At 70.3% G+C, this 16,795-nt stretch carries 11 protein-coding genes; 5 read left to right on the plus strand and 6 right to left on the minus strand.

Annotation, left to right across the window (positions count from 1 at the left end):
* Window positions 1-804, plus strand: coding sequence for a class I SAM-dependent methyltransferase (locus tag NS3_RS01585; protein ID WP_067852510.1), 804 nt, complete (start codon window positions 1-3; stop codon window positions 802-804).
* On the opposite strand, the gene NS3_RS01590 is transcribed toward NS3_RS01585, so the two are convergent.
* The gene (locus NS3_RS01590; RefSeq protein ID WP_245649402.1) at window positions 760-1,089 is read right to left on the minus strand and encodes a hypothetical protein; all 330 of its coding nucleotides are present in this window, start codon (window positions 1,087-1,089) and stop codon (window positions 760-762) included. The genes NS3_RS01585 and NS3_RS01590 overlap by 45 nt on opposite strands.
* A 180-nt stretch (window positions 1,090-1,269) precedes the next feature.
* Between NS3_RS01590 and NS3_RS01595 the strand changes: the two genes are divergently transcribed.
* Window positions 1,270-2,712, plus strand: coding sequence for an aldehyde dehydrogenase (locus tag NS3_RS01595; RefSeq protein ID WP_067852512.1), 1,443 nt, complete (start codon window positions 1,270-1,272; stop codon window positions 2,710-2,712).
* Window positions 2,713-3,450: 738 nt separating this feature from the next.
* Here NS3_RS01595 and NS3_RS01600 read toward each other — a convergent pair.
* The 4 genes from NS3_RS01600 to NS3_RS01615 form a co-directional block, all read right to left on the minus strand.
* Entirely contained in the window at window positions 3,451-5,283 is a 1,833-nt protein-coding gene (locus NS3_RS01600; protein WP_067852514.1) for a phosphoenolpyruvate carboxykinase (GTP), read from the minus strand.
* 242 nt (window positions 5,284-5,525) lie between these two features.
* Window positions 5,526-7,184, minus strand: a complete 1,659-nt coding sequence (locus NS3_RS01605) for a coiled-coil domain-containing protein (RefSeq protein WP_067852516.1) — start codon at window positions 7,182-7,184, stop codon at window positions 5,526-5,528.
* Window positions 7,171-8,307: a hypothetical protein gene (locus tag NS3_RS01610; RefSeq protein ID WP_067852518.1), complete on the minus strand. Its 1,137-nt coding sequence runs from the start codon at window positions 8,305-8,307 to the stop codon at window positions 7,171-7,173. The genes NS3_RS01605 and NS3_RS01610 overlap by 14 nt, the downstream gene beginning before the upstream one ends.
* Window positions 8,308-8,373: 66 nt before the next feature.
* The gene (locus tag NS3_RS01615; protein WP_067852520.1) at window positions 8,374-9,156 is read right to left on the minus strand and encodes an SDR family oxidoreductase; all 783 of its coding nucleotides are present in this window, start codon (window positions 9,154-9,156) and stop codon (window positions 8,374-8,376) included.
* Window positions 9,157-9,243: 87 nt separating this feature from the next.
* On the opposite strand from NS3_RS01615, the gene trmB reads away from it, so the two are divergent.
* The 3 genes from trmB to NS3_RS01630 are packed head-to-tail and all read left to right on the plus strand — an operon-like array spanning window position 9,244 to window position 14,341.
* Complete coding sequence (gene trmB, locus NS3_RS01620) at window positions 9,244-10,053, plus strand: tRNA (guanosine(46)-N7)-methyltransferase TrmB (RefSeq protein WP_067852522.1); 810 nt, start codon at window positions 9,244-9,246, stop codon at window positions 10,051-10,053.
* On the plus strand, window positions 10,053-10,781 hold the full coding sequence (locus NS3_RS01625) for an NYN domain-containing protein (protein WP_067852524.1): 729 nt from the start codon (window positions 10,053-10,055) through the stop codon (window positions 10,779-10,781). The genes trmB and NS3_RS01625 overlap by 1 nt, the downstream gene beginning before the upstream one ends.
* Window positions 10,781-14,341 carry an MMPL family transporter gene (locus NS3_RS01630; RefSeq protein ID WP_067852526.1) on the plus strand — a complete coding sequence of 1,187 codons (3,561 nt, stop codon included), beginning with the start codon at window positions 10,781-10,783 and terminating at the stop codon, window positions 14,339-14,341. The genes NS3_RS01625 and NS3_RS01630 overlap by 1 nt, the downstream gene beginning before the upstream one ends.
* Here NS3_RS01630 and NS3_RS01635 read toward each other — a convergent pair.
* On the minus strand, window positions 14,323-16,125 hold the full coding sequence (locus tag NS3_RS01635) for a DUF2339 domain-containing protein (RefSeq protein ID WP_157101107.1): 1,803 nt from the start codon (window positions 16,123-16,125) through the stop codon (window positions 14,323-14,325). The two genes, NS3_RS01630 and NS3_RS01635, sit on opposite strands and share 19 nt — an antisense overlap.
* Between the last annotated feature and the right edge of the window lie 670 nt (window positions 16,126-16,795).

Raw genomic sequence — 16,795 nt, forward strand, 5'->3', positions numbered from 1 at the left:
GTGCTGAGAGCCGAGAAATCGCCACCTCTCGCGGTGACACCGCGGCCGTTCCGCGCGCGATTCGCACAGCGTGCGACCCTGCGCCGCGCCGTGGGCCTGCTCACCAGCTTCCGATTCGAACAGAGCGATCCCGCTCGCTTCTACGGCGGCATCGCCGCCGACAGCGCCGCCATGCTCGCCGATTTCTACGCCGACCTCGCCGGCGCCGAACTCACCGGCGCGACCGTGCTGGATGTCGGCGGCGGACCTGGTTACTTCGCCGACGAATTCGCCCGCGCGGGAGCGCGATACATTCCCGTGGAACCCGACCCTTCGGAAATGCACGCGGCCGGACTGGCCGTGCCCGCCGCCGTACGCGGTTCCGGAATGGCACTACCCTTCCGCGACAATGCCGTCGACATCTGCTTTTCGTCCAATGTGGCCGAGCACGTACCCGAACCATGGGTGATGGCCGAGGAAATGGTGCGGGTGACTCGCCCCGGCGGACTGATCGTGCTGTCCTACACCCTCTGGTGGGGCCCCTTCGGCGGGCACGAGACCGGGCCGTGGCACTACCTCGGCGGTGAGTACGCCGCCAGACGCTATCGGCGCAAGCACGGTCACGAGCCCAAGAACCGCTTCGGGACATCACTGTTCGCGGTGGGCGCCGCCGACGGGCTCCGCTGGGCCGCGCGGACCTCCGCGCAGGTGCACGCGACGTTCCCGCGCTACCACCCGCGCTGGGCCTGGTGGCTGGTCCGCGTGCCGCTGGTCAGGGAGTTATTGGTGAGCAACCTCGTCGTGGTGGCGACGAAGCCGCACTGAACCCAGCCTGCGCATCGCCCCGCGCTGCTCGGAAACCGGCGGCTCCCAGGGCGATTCCCGCATCGCCAGTCCCACCGTCTCCAATGTCGTCAAGCCGACCTGGCCGGCCAGCCTGTCCACCGTCGCCACCGCTTCGGCCGCCTGCATGGCGGCCGCGGCCTGTTCGAGGGTCAAGGTGCGGCCCGGCAGGAAGGAGACGACCCACCCTCCGGTGCCCACACTCTTCGCCTGATGGTCGGTCCGGTCGCTTGTCATCAGCGACCGATCGATCACATGCACCGCCATAACCCGTCCTCCCCAGCTTATGAGTAGCTACAGCATCCACCTCCGAGCAACACTTCGCAATAGTGCGTTCTCGCGAAAACCGAACCGACAGGTTGGAATTCACGCAGGTCAGGGGGTCCGGCCGACGAAAAACTGAAACAGGTTACAGACATAGCCGGGGCAAAACTGTAACGTGTTCTCATGCACTACGACAGCTTGTTCATCGGTGGCCGCTGGACCGCACCGGCCGGCTCCGAACGCCTCCAGGTCATCTCACCGGCCACGGTCGAACCGGTGGGCAGCGTCCCCGTCGTGACCCGCGCCGACGTCGACGCGGCGGTCGCCGCCGCCCGCCACGCCTTCGACCACGGACCGTGGCCGTCCACCCCGCCCGCCGAGCGCGCCGAGGTCCTGACCAGGGCCGCCCGCCTCATCGAGCAGAAATCGGGTGAGCTGGCAGCGGCCCTGACCGCGGAGATGGGCGCGACCGGCCTGGCCGCGATCACCCTCAACCAACTGCCCGCCACGGCCACCCTCGACACCTATGCCGCACTGGCGCAGACCTTCCCGTGGGCCGAGACCCGCACCGGCTCGTTCGGCACCACCCGGGTCAGCCGCGAGCCGCTCGGCGTGGTCGCCGCGGTCACCGCCTGGAACGTGCCGCTGTTCCTCGCGGTGAACAAACTGGCGCCCGCCTTGCTGGCCGGTTGCACGATCGTGCTCAAGCCCGCCCCCTTGACACCGTTGAGCGCCAATATCGTCGCCGACATCTTCACCGAGGCGGGCGTGCCCGAGGGTGTGATCTCGGTGCTGCCCGCCGATGCCGACGTCGCCGAATACCTGATCGGCCACCCCGGTGTGGACAAGGTGACCTTCACCGGCAGCACCCCGGTGGGCCGGCGGATCGCCGCCATCGCGGGCGAGCAACTCAAGAGCGTCTCCCTCGAGCTCGGCGGCAAGTCCGCGGCCATCCTGCTCGAGGACTTCGACCTCGCCCACATACCGGTCCTGGCCTTCTCCGGCCTGATGAACAGCGGGCAGGGCTGCGTCGCCCAGACCCGGATCCTGGTCCCGCGCGGTCGCTACGACGAGATCACCGAGGCACTGGTCGAACATGTGCGCACGCTGAAGACCGGCGATCCGACCGATCCCGCCGTGACCTTCGGTCCGCTCATCTCCGAGCGTCAGCGCGAGCGGGTCGAGGGCTACATCGCCAAGGGCAAGGCCGAGGGCGCGCGCCTGGTGCTCGGCGGCGGCAGGCCCGAGGGCGTGGACCGCGGCTGGTTCGTCGAGCCGACCATCTTCGCCGACGTGGACAACAAGTCGACCATCGCGCAGGAGGAGATCTTCGGACCGGTGCTCTCGGTCATCCCCTACAGCACCGAAGACGAGGCGATCGACATCGCCAACGATTCGGCCTACGGCCTGGCAGGCTCGGTGTGGACCGCCGATATCGAGCACGGCGCCGAGATCGCCGCGCGGGTGCGCACCGGCACCTACGCGATCAACTGGTACGCCTTCGACCCGACCTCGCCCTTCGGCGGGTACAAGAGCTCCGGGCTGGGCCGGGAGAACGGCCCCGAGGGGCTCGACGCGTTCTGCGAGCAGAAGTCGCTGCTCATGCCCATGGGCTGGACCGGCTAGCCGGTCACCGGCCGGGGATCACACCGCCGCCGTCACCCCCCGGGGGCGGCGGCGGTGTGACATCTCGGGGCGGCCCGTGGACCCGCGCGTGAATCAGTCGCGTGCGCGATCCGCGGTCGCCAGCACCCTGATGACCGGTTCACATCGGCGGATCCGGCCGGGTTCGGCATCAGGATCGGCCTCCGGATCGACGGGCAAATGATCGACCCGCACTTCGTATCCGGGCGGCAATACCTGCCGCAATCGTCCCGCCGCCCGATGGGCAGGCGTACTGGTCGGCGTTCCGGGTGACGCCGCGGCTCCGGGGATGTCCTGTTCGACCATGCTCGGACCACCTCTCATTGCCTGGAGATTCTACTGGTCACCTGCCGTCCGGGTACTGCAACGAGAGTGAAGAAAGCATCTTTCACAGAACGAATTTCCAAGGCGCGCAACGCGATGGATTCACATGTCGCCGACCGGTCCGATAACCCCGGAGCAATATCTCCGGGACATTCGATCACATGACGAGACAACCGATTCCGGAATTACAGGTCGCCACACGGAAGAAGCGTCCGGCGCAAATTCACCGGCCCGCATACCGCGACACGCTCGACCATCGTCCGGCGGATTCCCCGCACGCACCGCATTCAAACCGGTGAATGGTCACGAAATCGCGCGAGTACTGTGCGCGAATACGAGGAAAGGCCCCGGAGCGCACACGCTCCGGGGCCTCGGGTGTTACGGCGAACCCGCCGCTCAGCCCAGACGCTGCTTCAGCGCCTCGAATTCGTCGCGGACGCCGCTGGGCAGCCTGTCACCGACGAACTCGAACCACTCCTCGATCAGCGGGAGTTCCTTGCGCCACTCCTCGACCTCCACCGCGAGCGCGGCGTCCACGTCGCCGGCGTCCACGTCGAGGCCGTCCAGGTCCAGATGCGCCGCGCGCGGCACGTTGCCGATCGGAGTCTCCTCGGCGGCGGCGGTGCCTTCGATGCGGCCGACGATCCACTCCAGCACGCGGGAGTTCTCACCGAAGCCGGGCCACAGGAAGCGGCCGTCCTCGCCACGGCGGAACCAGTTGACGTAGAAGATCTTCGGCATCTTGTTCGCGTCGGCGTTCTTGCCGAGCTGAATCCAGTGATCCAGGTAGTCGCCCACGTGGTAACCCAGGAACGGCAGCATCGCCATCGGGTCGCGACGCACGGTGCCGACCTTGCCCTCGGCGGCGGCGGTCTGCTCCGAGGACAGCGTCGCGCCCATGAACACGCCGTGCTGCCAGTCGAAGGACTCGGTCACCAGCGGGACGGTGGTCTTGCGGCGGCCGCCGAAAAGGATCGCCGAGATCGGCACACCCTGCGGGTCGTCCCACTCGGGGGCCAGGATCGGGCACTGCGACATCGGGGTGCAGTAGCGGGAGTTCGGGTGCGCGGCCAGCGTCTCCGTCTCGCGGAGGTACCAGTCGTTGCCCTTCCAGTCGGTGAGGTGGTCGGGCTCGCCCTCCAGGCCTTCCCACCACACGTCGTTGTCGTCGGTCAGCGCGACGTTGGTGTAGACGGTGTTGCCCGCCTCCATGGTCGCCATCGCGTTCGGGTTCGAGCTGTGGTTGGTGCCCGGCGCCACACCGAAGAAGCCGAACTCCGGGTTCACCGCGTAGAGACGGCCGTCCTTGCCGAATCGCATCCAGGCGATGTCATCGCCCAGGGTCTCCGCGCGCCAGCCCGGGACCGTCGGCTGGATCATCGCCAGGTTGGTCTTGCCACAGGCGCTCGGGAACGCGGCGGCGACGTAGTAGGCCTTGTCCTCGGGCGAGATCAGCTTGAGGATCAGCATGTGCTCGGCCAGCCAGCCCTCGTCGTGGGCCATCGCCGAGGCGATGCGCAGCGAGTAGCACTTCTTGCCCAGCAGCGCGTTGCCGCCGTAGCCGGAGCCGTAGCTCCAGATCTCGCGGTCCTCGGGGAAGTGGGTGATGTACTTGGTGTCGTTGCACGGCCACGGCACGTCGGCCTGGCCCTCCGCCAGCGGGGCGCCCACCGAGTGCAGCGCCTTCACGAACGGGCGGTCGGCGCCCAGCTTGTCCAGCGCGGCCCGGCCCATGCGGGTCATCACGCGCATGGAGACCACCACGTACTCGGAGTCGGTGATCTCCACGCCCAGCTTGGGATCCTCGGCGTCGAGCGGGCCCATGCAGAACGGCACCACGTAGAGGGTGCGGCCCTTCATGCTGCCCCGGTACAGCTCGGTCATGGTCGCGCGCATCTCGGCGGGATCGACCCAGTTGTTGGTCGGGCCCGCGTCCGCCTCGCTCTTGGAGCAGATGAAGGTGCGCGATTCCACCCGGGCCACGTCCGACGGATCGGACAACGCTAAGAAGGAATTCGGCTTCTTCTTCTCGTCGAGGCGCTTGAAGGTGCCCGCCGCGACCAACTGCTCGGTGAGCCGCTCCCATTCGGCATCGGAACCATCCGCCCATACCACCTGCGCCGGCTGGGTGAGTTCCGCCACTTCCTGTACCCAGGCGAGAAGTTCGCTGTGCTCGGTCGGCGCCTGGCCGTCGGATCCACGAAGACCAGGAATGGTCGCTGAGGTCATGAAAACTCTCCTGAGATGGGCGGCTCACGGCACCCGCTACGACCACCATGACCACGCGGCCCCGGCTGGACCGCGTACTTCGGGACGCAGCGGACGCCCAGGTTCCTGATTAGAGGTTAACGTGGCGTGACGGCTGGAACAGAGCCGGGTTGTGGAATATGTACCCATTCAGTGACCTATTCAACAGCCACGATGCTCCGGGCCAACCGATTCGAGACATCGGCGCGCAGCCGGTCCCGGTATCAGCGAGCGGTTGCCAGGTATTGCTCGAGTACCGCGATGTCTCGTTCACATGCGGCCAATTGACCGGGGCGTTCGGCGGCCGCGCGCCGAATCCGCGCCTCCAATTCCGAGACCCTGCGGTCGTTGTCGACGATGTGTTCGGCACAGATCCGCATCACCCGTTCGGTGAGCGCGGTTTCGGTCTCCACCAGCGCGGTCGCCACCCGCTGCTCCAGTTGCGCCTTCACCGTCACCAGCGCCTCGGCCACCCACTGCCGCAGGTGCGCGCGGTCGGCGACCTGCCTGCGTGCGCGCACCACCCACCAGGCCGCCAGACCGCCCAGTGCGAGGGTTACCGGAACGCTTGCCATCTCCAGCGCGGGCACCAAGGACAACGGCGACACCAGCAGCCTGCCCAGGCCGGCTCCCGCCGACGCGCCGAACGCCACCATCAAGTGGTCTTCCACCCCCGCGTGCCGGGGTTCGGGGTCGGGACCGACGCGCGGCGCGGGGTCGGTTCCGCGCCCTGTGGACGGGTGCGCGTGCGCGTCGAGCACCTCGGTGCCCGGCCCGAGCACCTCGGTCCGGTGCGCCCGAAGCGGTTCGGCGTCAGGTCCGCCGACATCGGCTGTCGTGGGCCCGGTGCCTGCCGCGTCGGCCGTCGTGACCGCCGCGTCGATGCGCCTGCCGATCTCGCCGATCCTGCGGTCGACGGCGCGATCGACGACCGAGGTCAGGTCGGTGACCGCCTGCTGCAATCGCAACGGGTAATCGCCGAGCTCGGCGCGCGGCAGCCGGTCGATCTCGGTGCGGGCCGCGGCGTGCAGCGTGCGGACCTGAGCGCCGGTCTCGGTGATCAGGTCGACGCGAGCCAGATGCAACCGGCCACGCAGCGTCGACATGGCGGCGGCGCGGCCACCGTCCCTGGCGGCCAGCAGCGCGGCTCGCTCGGCCCGCCAACGGGTGGCGTCCGCATTGGTCCGCAGCGACTCCATCTGCTCGGCGACCCGAGCGCGGGTGTCGGTGAGCACCCGGGTGAGCACGGTCGCGCGCGCCCGTTCCTCGGACGCGCCGCCGCCCGCCGTCGCGGCGATCAGCGCCGCGTGCAGAGCGCCCAGGCCCGAGCGGTCCAGCAGCGCGGTGTCTGCGGACCTGGCGGCGGCGGCCAGCCGGGCCGAGACCGGCAGGACATCCAGATCGGCGAAGCCGTGGGCGGCGAGCACCGCCAGATCACGGTCGCGTGCCTCCCGCCAGTCGGCGTGGGCGTGAATGTTGTTCATGGCGAGCAGGACGGTGGTCCCGGCCGCGCGCAGCCTGGTGATCAGCCGCACGGCATCGGCGCCGAGCACACTGCCCGCGTCCAGCAGGACCAGCGCCACCGCGGGCGGTGCGGCCGTCGCACCGAGAGTGGTCTCGACAGCGGCGAGATCGGCGAGCACATCGGTCAGCGTGACCCGTGGGGTCAGGCGCGCCAGCTCCGCGCGCAACAACGTGGTGTTGGCATCGTCCGGGGCCACCAGCGCGACCTCGTCGGCGGCGGCGCCCCCTGGCGTGCGCAGCGCCCGTAGCAGCGCCATGCCCTGCGGATTCCATCGTGCGACCACCTGTTCCAGGTCGGCCACGGGCGGACCGGCGGCCTCGGCGGAACCGGAGGGGCCGGCGGGATCAGAATCCGGCACTGCTCATCCGCCCCCATAGCCGGATGTAGCCGTTGTGCACGCGCAGGGCGGCGCGGCGGGCGGCGGGTGGCAGGTCGCCGGCGACGACGGCGCGCCAGCGGGCCGCCCGGGACAGCGCGTCGTCGGCGTCGGCCGGGGTGACGGCCGGATAGCCCGCGGCCAGGTGCGCGACCGAGGGGTGCGCCAGGCCCGCGCACAGGCCGAGCCAGACGGCTTCGTCGCCGGCGAGATAGTCCTCGATGAGGTCGCGGGCGCGGCCACCTGCTTCGGGTACCGAGCGCGCGGCAAGCCTGGACAGACGGTCGAGCAGGTCGCCGCCGCGCAGGGCCGCGGCCTGTTCGTAGCGGCGGTGCAGCAGGCGGTGCAGCGCGTCGATACCGCTGGCGGCGTGCATCACCTGCAGCAGGGCGGGGCCGGTGAGGGCCGGGTCGTGACGCAGCGCGGCCAGCGCGCAGGCGACGCCGTGCAGGTCCCAGCGGCGCAACAGGTCCTCGCGTTCGCGGGCATGCTCCCCGGCCGCGGCGGCGACGAAGAGATCGGGCGAGAGGGTCAGCGCGGGATCGGTGTCGGCGGCCAGCGTGCGCAGCACGGTCAGATCTTCGTCGGTGACCGCGCCCGCCCTGGTCCTGGTCGCGAGCGAGGCGACCACCGGCAGGGTGGGCCTGCGCAGTTCGCGGCCGTACTGTTCGGCGGCGGCGACCGCGTCGGCCCAGGACGAGCCGATGGCGTCGGCCTTGTTCAACACCACCACGGTGTGCTGCGGCGGCAGCGCGGCCAGCACCCGGCGGTCGGCCGGTTGCGGCGCACCCGCCAGCACGTAGACGACGAGATCGGCGTCGAGTTCGGGATCGGGTGCGCCCGGTTCGTCGATCGGCTCGGTCTCCACCGCCGACATCAGCGCCAGGGCGTGCAACACGGTGGTGCGGCCGGTGTGCGCGCGGCCGGTCACCTGGATGCGCGGCGGGGTGCGCCAGAGATCGGCGGCGCGGTCGGCGTGCTGCCCGATCGCGATGTCAGCTCCGCCGAGCGCATGCAGATCGGCCAGCAGCCGATCCAGTCCGGCGTGGTCGCGTGGTGCGGCCGGTTCCTGTGTGCGCCCGCTGAGACCAGCGCGTACCTGCATCGGTATCAACCCCCTTCGACCGTGCGAATTCTGTCAGACGCGACCGTTTCAGGGGATGGGTGCCGGTCAGGAACCGGTGACGTACTTGTTCACCGCGCGCGCCGCCCAGCTGGGCGCGAACTTCGCCGACAGGGCCAGCACCTTGGCCTGCGCGCCGATCTCGTAATGCACTCGCGGCAGCCTGCCCCGGCGGCGGGTGGCGCTCCAGACGCCCTTCGCGACATCCTCGGCGGTCAGGCGCACGCCCAGCGACCGGGCGCTGCCGGTGTCCAGGCCGTCGACCATCGCGGTCGCCACGAACAGCGGCCAGATGGCGATCACGCGGATGTCGTGGCGCGCCCACTCCAGATCCAGCGCCTCGGTCAGGCTCTTGACCGCCGATTTGGTCGCCCCGTAGGTGGCCAACTCGGGCTGACCGTAGAGCGCCGAGGCCGAGCACATGTTCACCAGCTGCGCGCCGGTGGTCTCGCGCAGGTACGGGAAGGCGTGGTGCGCGCCGGAGATCACGCCGTCGACGTTCACCGCCACCATGGCGTGGTGCTCGCGCAGGTCGATGGCCTCGAACGGGCCCGAGCGCAGGATTCCGGCGTTGTTGATCAGGATGTCCAGCCGGCCGTGCGCCTGATGGAACTCGGCCAGCCGCTGCTGCCATTGCGCGTCGTCGGTGACATCGAGCACGCCGGTGTGCACCTTGCCACCCGCCGTCTCGATCTCGCCGGCCAATCTGCCCAGGCCGATCTCATCGATGTCGAATGCACCCACCAGGTAACCGCGCGAGGCGAAGTGCAGGGCCGTGGCCCGGCCGATCCCGGCGGCGGCACCGGTGACGAACACCGTGGGAGAACTCATACGAGCAGTCTAGTTCCGGCGCCCGCCGCGCCGGTGAGACCGTGCGGTCGGGGTTCGGTTGCCGAGCCCATGCGTCGATGCTGGACAATGGACGTCGTGAACGACGCCGCCAACCACACTGTCGAGTCGGTTCCGGGCAGGCCGTCCACAGCATCGGCCCCGCTCGAAGCAGGCAGACGATCCACCACCGGCTCCCGGCTCTACCCGCGCGTGACCAGCTTCCGGTCACGGCGCGGCGCCCTGACGCCGAATCAGCAGGGCGCCTGGGATCGGATGTGGCCGAAGATCGGCCGCGAGGTCGGTGACGAGCCGCTCGACACCGAAGCCTGGTTTGGCCGCAAGGCTCCGCTGGTGATCGAGATCGGCTGCGGAACCGGCACCGCCACCGCCGCGATGGCCCAGGCCGAACCGGACGTCGACCTGATCGGCATCGAGGTGTACCAGCCCGGCCTGGCCCAGCTGGTCCAGCGGATCGAGCGCGACGACATCGGCAATATCCGGCTGCTGCGCGGCGACGCCGTCGACGTACTCGAGCACATGATTGCTGCCGAGTCGCTGACCGGCGTGCGTGTGTTCTTCCCCGACCCGTGGCCCAAGGCCCGCCACCACAAGCGCAGGCTGCTGCAGCCGGCCACGCTCTCGCTCATCGCGAGCAGGCTGCGGCCCGGCGGTGTGTTGCACGTCGCGACCGACCACGCCGATTACGCCGAGCACATCGCCGAGGTCGGGGCGGGCGAACCCCTGTTGACCGGCCTGAACGAGACCACCGGCGGCAGCGCCGAGCTGCTCGCCCGGCACTGTCCGATCGGTTACGAACGCCCGGTCACCAAATTCGAGGGCAAGGCACACAGGGCGGGCAGCGCCATCACCGAGTTCATCTGGGGCAAGATCGAATGATGAGCGTCAGTGCGATGGCCGACTCGGCCGGGGGTGTTGCGGGGGAGGTGCAGGGAACCGGAGCCGACAGTGCGGGCGGCGCCGCGCCGGACGTGCGCCGGGTGCTGCTGATCTGGGACGCGCCCAACCTCGACATGGGCTTGGGCGCCATCCTCGGCGGCCGCCCGACCGCCGCCTACCGGCCCCGCTTCGACGCGCTCGGGCGCTGGCTGCTGGCTCGGACCGCCGAACTGTCCGCGGGCGGCGGCGGCCGCATCGAGCCGGAGGCGACGGTGTTCACCAACATCGCCCCCGGCACCGCCGATGTGGTGCGCCCCTGGGTGGAGGCGCTGCGCAACGTCGGCTACGCGGTGTTCGCCAAGCCCAAGATCGACGAGGACTCCGACGTCGACGCCGACATGCTCGCGCACATCGAGATGCGCAGTCGCGGTGCGGGACTGGCCGGAATCATGGTCGCCTCGGCCGACGGCCAGGCTTTCCGTGAACCGCTCGAACGTCTCGCCGCGCGCGGGGTTCCCGCGCAGGTGCTCGGCTTCCGTGAGCATGCGAGCTGGGCGGTCACATCCGATACTCTCGAGTTCATCGATCTCGAGGACATCCCGGGCGTGTTCCGCGAACCGCTCCCACGGGTTAGCCTCGATTCGCTGCCCGACGAGGGTGCCTGGCTGCAGCCGTTCCGGCCGCTGTCGGCACTGCTCACCTCTCGCCCCGGTCAAGGAGTCGCTTAGTGTTCACACGCTGGGGCGATCTGGTCTACCGTTTCCGCTTCGCCGTCATCGGCATCGTCACCGCGGCGATGCTGGGACTGGGTGGTTACGGCTTCGGCTTGGAAGACCATCTGAGCTCCAGCGGATGGGACGATCCGAACTCCGAGTCGGCGCAGGCCGCGCGCATCGCCGACTCGGCATTCGGCCGCGATCACACCAGCGACGTGATCCTGCTGTACACCGCACCCGAGGGAAAGACGATCGACGACCCGGAGTTCCGGGACAAGGTCGTCGACAGCCTCAACCGGCTGCCGCGGGAGCACCCGGAGCAGATCGCCAAGGTCAACGGCGCGTACTGGCCGACCGATACCGGTCCGGGCGTACCGCTCACCTTCGGGTCGCAGGACAAGAAGTACACCTTCGCCTCGATCGCCATCGTCGGCGACAACGACACCGACATGGTGCGCAACTACCGCGAGGTGAAGGACGTCTTCGGTATCGACGGCGTCGATGTGCAGGTCACCGGCCTGCAAGCGGTCTCGGGCACACTCAACGACACCATGGCCAGCGACCAGAAGCGCATGGAGCTGATGGCCATTCCCGCCGTCGGTGTCCTGTTGTTCTTCGTCTTCGGCGGCCTGATCGCCGCCGGGCTGCCGCTGGTCGTCGGCGGCCTGACCGTGCTCGGCGCCAACGGCATCATCATGGCGCTCACGAAGGTCACCGAGGTGAACTCCTTCGTCGGCGCGGTCGTCTCGATGATCGGTCTCGGCCTGGCCATCGACTACGGCCTGTTCATCGTCAGCCGATTCCGCGAAGAACTCGCCGAAGGCTACGAACCCCGCGCCGCGGTCCGTCGCACGGTGATGACCGCCGGGCGCACCGTGGTGTTCTCCGCGACCATGATCGTGGCCAGCCTCGGCGGCATGCTGCTGTTCCCGCAGGGCTTCCTGAAATCGGTGGCCTACGGCACCATCGCGACGGTCACCCTGGCCGCCCTCACCGCGATCACGATCCTGCCCGCCATGCTCGGCGTGCTCGGTCGGCGCGTGGACATGCTCGGCCTGAAGCGTTTCCGGCAGACCAAGACCGCCGAAGAGGTCGAGAACGGCTTCTGGGGCCGGACCACCCAGTGGGTGATGCAGCATCCGCTCAAGATCGCGGTGCCGATCACCATCCTGCTGTTGCTGCTGATCATCCCGGTGAAGAACCTGGCCTTCGGCGGCATCAACGAGCGCTACCTGCCGCCGGACAACAAGGTCCGGGTCGCGCTGGAGAACTTCTACGATGTCTTCCCGCTGAAGAAGACCGACCCGGTGCAGCTGGTCATGGTCTCCGAGGACAGCTCCGCCGTCGGCAAGGTGTGGAAGCAGGCGGGCGAGGCGCCCGGGCTGATCGGCGGTTTCGGCGTTCCCAGCCGCTCGACCACCGAGCCCGACGTGTACCGGACCAGCGCCACGCTCGCGGACTCGGAGAACGCCGACCCGACGATCGATTTCCTGCGGTCGATGGAGGTGCCCGACAACGTCGAGCTCTACGTCGGCGGACAGCCGACCATCACCAAGGACAGCGTCGACGCGCTGCTGAACCGTATGCCGCTGATGATCGCGCTGGTTCTGTTCGTCACCACGGTGCTGATGTTCCTCACCTTCGGTTCGCTGGTGCTGCCGATCAAAGCCGCGCTGATGAGCGCGCTGGGCCTCGGGTCCACTTTGGGCATTCTGACCTGGATCTTCATCGACGGTCACGGCGCGGGGGTACTGAACTTCACCCCGCAGCCGATCATGTCGCCGGTCCTCGTGCTGATCATCGCGGTGATCTACGGTCTGTCGACCGACTACGAGGTCTTCCTGATATCCCGCATGGTCGAGGCACGCAATCAAGGCGCCTCGACCACCGAGGCGGTACGCGCGGGCACCGCGCACACCGGCCGCATCATCACCGCCGCCGCGCTCATCCTGCTCGTGGTCGTCGGCGCGTTCGCCTTCTCCGACCTGGTGATGATGCAGTACATCGCCTACGGCCTGATCGCGGCGCTGTTCATCGACGCGACCATCCTGCGCATGCTGCTGGTCCCCGCGACCATGAAGTTGCTCGGCGACGACTGCTGGTGGGCGCCGGCCTGGATGAAGCGCATCCAGGAGAAGCTCGGCCTCGGCGAACCCATCCTCGACGACGAGCGTCCCGGCGGCGGTGAGGTGGTCGACCTGATCAAGACCACCCCGATCACCGATCCGGTCACCATGCTCATGCCCGCCCTGCCGGAGGACAAGCAGCGCAAATCGCCTCGCCGGGTGCGCACCGTCGCGGAGATCGAGGCCGAGGCGCCGACTCAGCGCATCGACGATGTCTCCTCGGCGCAGACCGATACTCCGGAACGGGCCGAAGCGCCGGGCCGCGCCGACGCCGGTCGTCCCTCCGCGCCACGCGGTCCGATGCCTGCCGCGCCCGATCCGACGCGGCCACGGGCCGGGACGTCCGCCGATCAGCCATCCGGTCAGTCCCCTGCCGGTCAGTCCCCCGCCGGTCAGCCGTCGGTGGGGCAGGCTTTTACCGGTCAGCCCCCCACCGGCCGGCCGGCCGTGGGGCAGCGACCTGCCGGGCAGTCGCCTGCCGGACAGCCGCCGGCCGGAGCGAGCAGCCTGTCGCTGCCGCCGCAGATGAGCCCCGGCCAGGCGAAGAGCGCTCCGAATCCGCCGCGACCGCCGGTACGGCCTCGCCCGCCCGCCGATGTCTCGATGGGCGAGCCGACCCGGCCGCACGCCGGTGGACCGCGTCCCGTTCCGCCCGCCGCACCCACGGGGGCCACGCAGAACGGCACGTCCCCTGTGCCGGGCAGGCCATCGAACGGACCCGTGCCGCCGGGCGCTCTCGGCCCGAACCGTCCGGGCCAGACTCCGAACGGACCCGTCATAACCCCGAACGGACCCAGCGCCACCCCGAACGGCCCCGGCCTGTTCCGGAGCGGCCCCGGCCCGATCGCCGGTGGTCCTGGTTCGGTCCCGCTCGGCCCCGGCTCGGGCCCGAGCGACCCCGGTGCCGACCCGAATGGTCCGGGCGCTGCCCCGGCAGGCCCTGGCGGGCCCCCTGGCAGCCCGCGTCCGATTCCCTACGGGTCCCACCCGGTTCCGAACGGGCCCGGACCGGCCTCGACCAGCCCTCGCACGGTCTCGACCAACCCCGGCGCGACGCCGAACGGACCTGCTGCCACACCGGGCGGACTCGATTCGGTCCCGAACGGACCCGCCGCGACGCCGAACGGACCTGCTGCTACACCGGTGGGACTCGGTTCAGCCCCGAACGGACCCGGCGGCAATTCGAACACCCCGGTCCCGCCGGGCTCCGGCGCACCCGGCGAATCTCCGCGCGGCGCATCGGATCCGGGTGAGCCGTCCGGCGACAACCGGACCAGCATCGAGAACTGGATGGCCGAACTGCGTTCCTCGCGCCGCCGCCCGCAGCCCGGTGCCGACGAGAGTCACCGCCCGCAGCCCGGTCCCGACGAAGGCCGCCACCACAGCGGTGACGACCAGTCGGTGAGCGTCGACGAACTGCTGCGCCGTCAGGACGACGAGGACTGATCCCCCGCCGGGCCGGGCTCACTCGCCGGGCCGGGCTCACCAGCTCTGCCGACGCTCGAGTCCGGGGAGTCGCTGTCCCCGGCACCGGCTCCTTCGGTTCCCGGACCGCCGGGCCCGCCGTGGCCTGAAGGCCACCGACCGCTCTCCTCGGCCCCGCCGGTGGCCGGGGAGTCGCTGTCTTCGGTGCCGCCGGCCGGGGGGACGGGTTGTGATCGGTCCGCGCGTTCTCCCGCCTCGGCGAAAGCGCGGGCGTAGCGAGTGCCGGTGAGCAGCAGCAGGACGCCGACGGCGAGGAAAGCGATCACCCGGACGAATCCGTCGAGGGTGGCCAGGTCGAAGAGGAACAGTTTGGCGATGGCCGCCGCGGTCAGCAGCAGGCCGGAGCCGAGCGCCACCTTGGCGATCGCGCCGGATGACGCCGAGAGGTTGCGCAGTCCGTAGAACAGGGCGCCGGTGGCGCTCGCCATCCACAGGATGGTGGCCGCGCTGTGGCCGACGACGAACCCGTCTCCGCCGCCGGCGGCGACGCCGATCGCGACGGACGCGGCGGTCACCAGGTACAGCGCCGCCACGCTCGCCACGACCCACACGGCCGATTCACCCGTGTCGGGGGCCGTGGCGTCCGCCGTGCCGATGCGGCGCAGGCTCCACACCGTCACCGCGAGCACGGCGAGTCCGGCGATCGCCGCCACCGCGGTACCGGTACCGAGGGCGTCCTGCGCGATCTGCCGGGAGGCGAGGGTTTCCGGTCCGGCCTCGGCCAGGAAGGTCAGGCCGCCGAGGACGCCGAACGTGGCGCCGAGGCCGGCCGCGACGCGTGAACGCTGCTGTCCGGCGACCCCGGTGAACCCGAGCGCCACCAGGAACAGCGCGATCGGCAGCGTCCGCGAATCCGTCCCGCCCACACACGCTTCCAGCAAGGCGAGCGCGCCCACGACGGCCGTGACGAGCGCGGTGTGTCCCGAGATCCCGGTCGCCGCACGCAGTCTCGGCATCAGGTGCGCCGCCGACACCGCCAGCAGAACCGTCGCGTAACCGAGCGCGACGTAGACCGCGGTCCGTCGCTCGAGCAGAGCGGGGGCGGCCACCAGCAACGGCGTGGCCGCCGCCGCGAGTGCGAGGCTCGCGGTGAGGTCGGCCGACCGGACCCGTGTCACCAGCAGGGCGCCCGCCAGTCCGACCACCGCGATCGCGACCGCCGCGGCCATCAGTGTGCCGACGTGCTCGTGCGGGGTGTCGATCGCGGCCACCGCGATGAGCACGATCGCCGCGACCACCACCGGCAACGTCCGGACGACGTGCAGATACGGCCAGTCCCGCACCCGATGCACCGGAAGGCAGCTCAGCTGCAACACGATCAGGAAGGTCAGCAGCACCGTCTCGGTCGTCACGAACGGGGCCGACAGCGCGGCGCCCGCCACCACCAGAACCGCCAGCGGCTGGGAGTTCCACCGCATCGCCAACGCCACACCACCGGCCGCCACCGCCAGCGCCACCCCGAACCCCGGCACCGGATGCAACCAGTCGTAGATGGCGGTCACCGCGATGACATCCAGGTACCCGCCCGCTATTCCGGTGGCCGCCAACGCGATCCCGCCGACCCGTCCGCCGGTCCGGCCCGCGACCCGGATACCCGCGACGACCAGGGCCGCCGAGAATGCCGCACCCGCGACGACCCTCGGCAGCGGGCCGAAGAACCCCGCCTGAGCCGCCAGCACCAGCAACATGACGACACCGATCAAGGTCACCCCGACTCCGGCCACCGCCAGAATCCGGCTGATCATCCCGTCCCGCTGCCACCACGGAGTCGCCTGCGCGACGGCCCGGCCGGGACCCGCAGGCCGCGCGACACCCGGCCGCGCGACACCCGGCCGCGGCGCACCAGGCCCCGCACCCCACGGCCGCGGCATGGGGCCGTACCCGGGCCCATACCCCGGACGCGGCACATTCGGCGCACCCCACGCGCCCGGCCAACCGGGCGCAGGAGGCATCCCCCGAACACCCGGTCCACCCGGTCCACCCGGTCCACCCGGTCCACCCGGCGGCATCGGCCCGGTACCCGGACCAGCGAAGCCGCGGGGAGTCCCCGGACCGGCCGGTGAACCGACTTCGTCGACGCCCCCGACGTTTCCAGCCGATGTACTCGGGGCGCCTCCGGCCGGGGAACCGAACTCGGTGCCGCTCGGTACAGCCCAGGACGATATGGCCGGCGCGCCTCGAGCGAACGCGGCATCCGGCACGGCCCCGGTCGACGAAACGGCTCCGGCATCGGCGGATTCGTCCTCGGAGGGCGCGGAAGCCCCGGAGGCCCCGGAAGTCCGCGTCGGCGGAGCCGGTGCGGGCGGACCCCATGCGCCTGCCGCCCCCGACTCGAAGGAAGCAAGCACCTGCCGGTGCAGGAGATCCAGGTCGCGCCCGAGAGCGCCCATCTGCGTTCCCAGCGCCGTGAACTCA

Origin of the sequence: Nocardia shimofusensis NBRC 100134 (genome assembly GCF_001613125.1) — a bacterium.
In the GTDB taxonomy this organism is placed as follows: domain Bacteria; phylum Actinomycetota; class Actinomycetes; order Mycobacteriales; family Mycobacteriaceae; genus Nocardia; species Nocardia shimofusensis.

What these genes read in the sequence shown, in the direction of transcription:
- NS3_RS01595 (WP_067852512.1), top strand. Translation starts at nt 1,270, where the DNA reads ATGCACTACGACAGCTTGTTCATCGGTGGCCGCTGGACCGCACCGGCC.
- NS3_RS01615 (WP_067852520.1), bottom strand. Translation starts at nt 9,156, where the DNA reads ATGAGTTCTCCCACGGTGTTCGTCACCGGTGCCGCCGCCGGGATCGGC.
- trmB (WP_067852522.1), top strand. Translation starts at nt 9,244, where the DNA reads ATGGACGTCGTGAACGACGCCGCCAACCACACTGTCGAGTCGGTTCCG.
- NS3_RS01590 (WP_245649402.1), bottom strand. Translation starts at nt 1,089, where the DNA reads ATGGCGGTGCATGTGATCGATCGGTCGCTGATGACAAGCGACCGGACC.
- NS3_RS01600 (WP_067852514.1), bottom strand. Translation starts at nt 5,283, where the DNA reads ATGACCTCAGCGACCATTCCTGGTCTTCGTGGATCCGACGGCCAGGCG.
- NS3_RS01610 (WP_067852518.1), bottom strand. Translation starts at nt 8,307, where the DNA reads ATGCAGGTACGCGCTGGTCTCAGCGGGCGCACACAGGAACCGGCCGCA.
- NS3_RS01625 (WP_067852524.1), top strand. Translation starts at nt 10,053, where the DNA reads ATGAGCGTCAGTGCGATGGCCGACTCGGCCGGGGGTGTTGCGGGGGAG.
- NS3_RS01635 (WP_157101107.1), bottom strand. Translation starts at nt 16,125, where the DNA reads ATGATCAGCCGGATTCTGGCGGTGGCCGGAGTCGGGGTGACCTTGATC.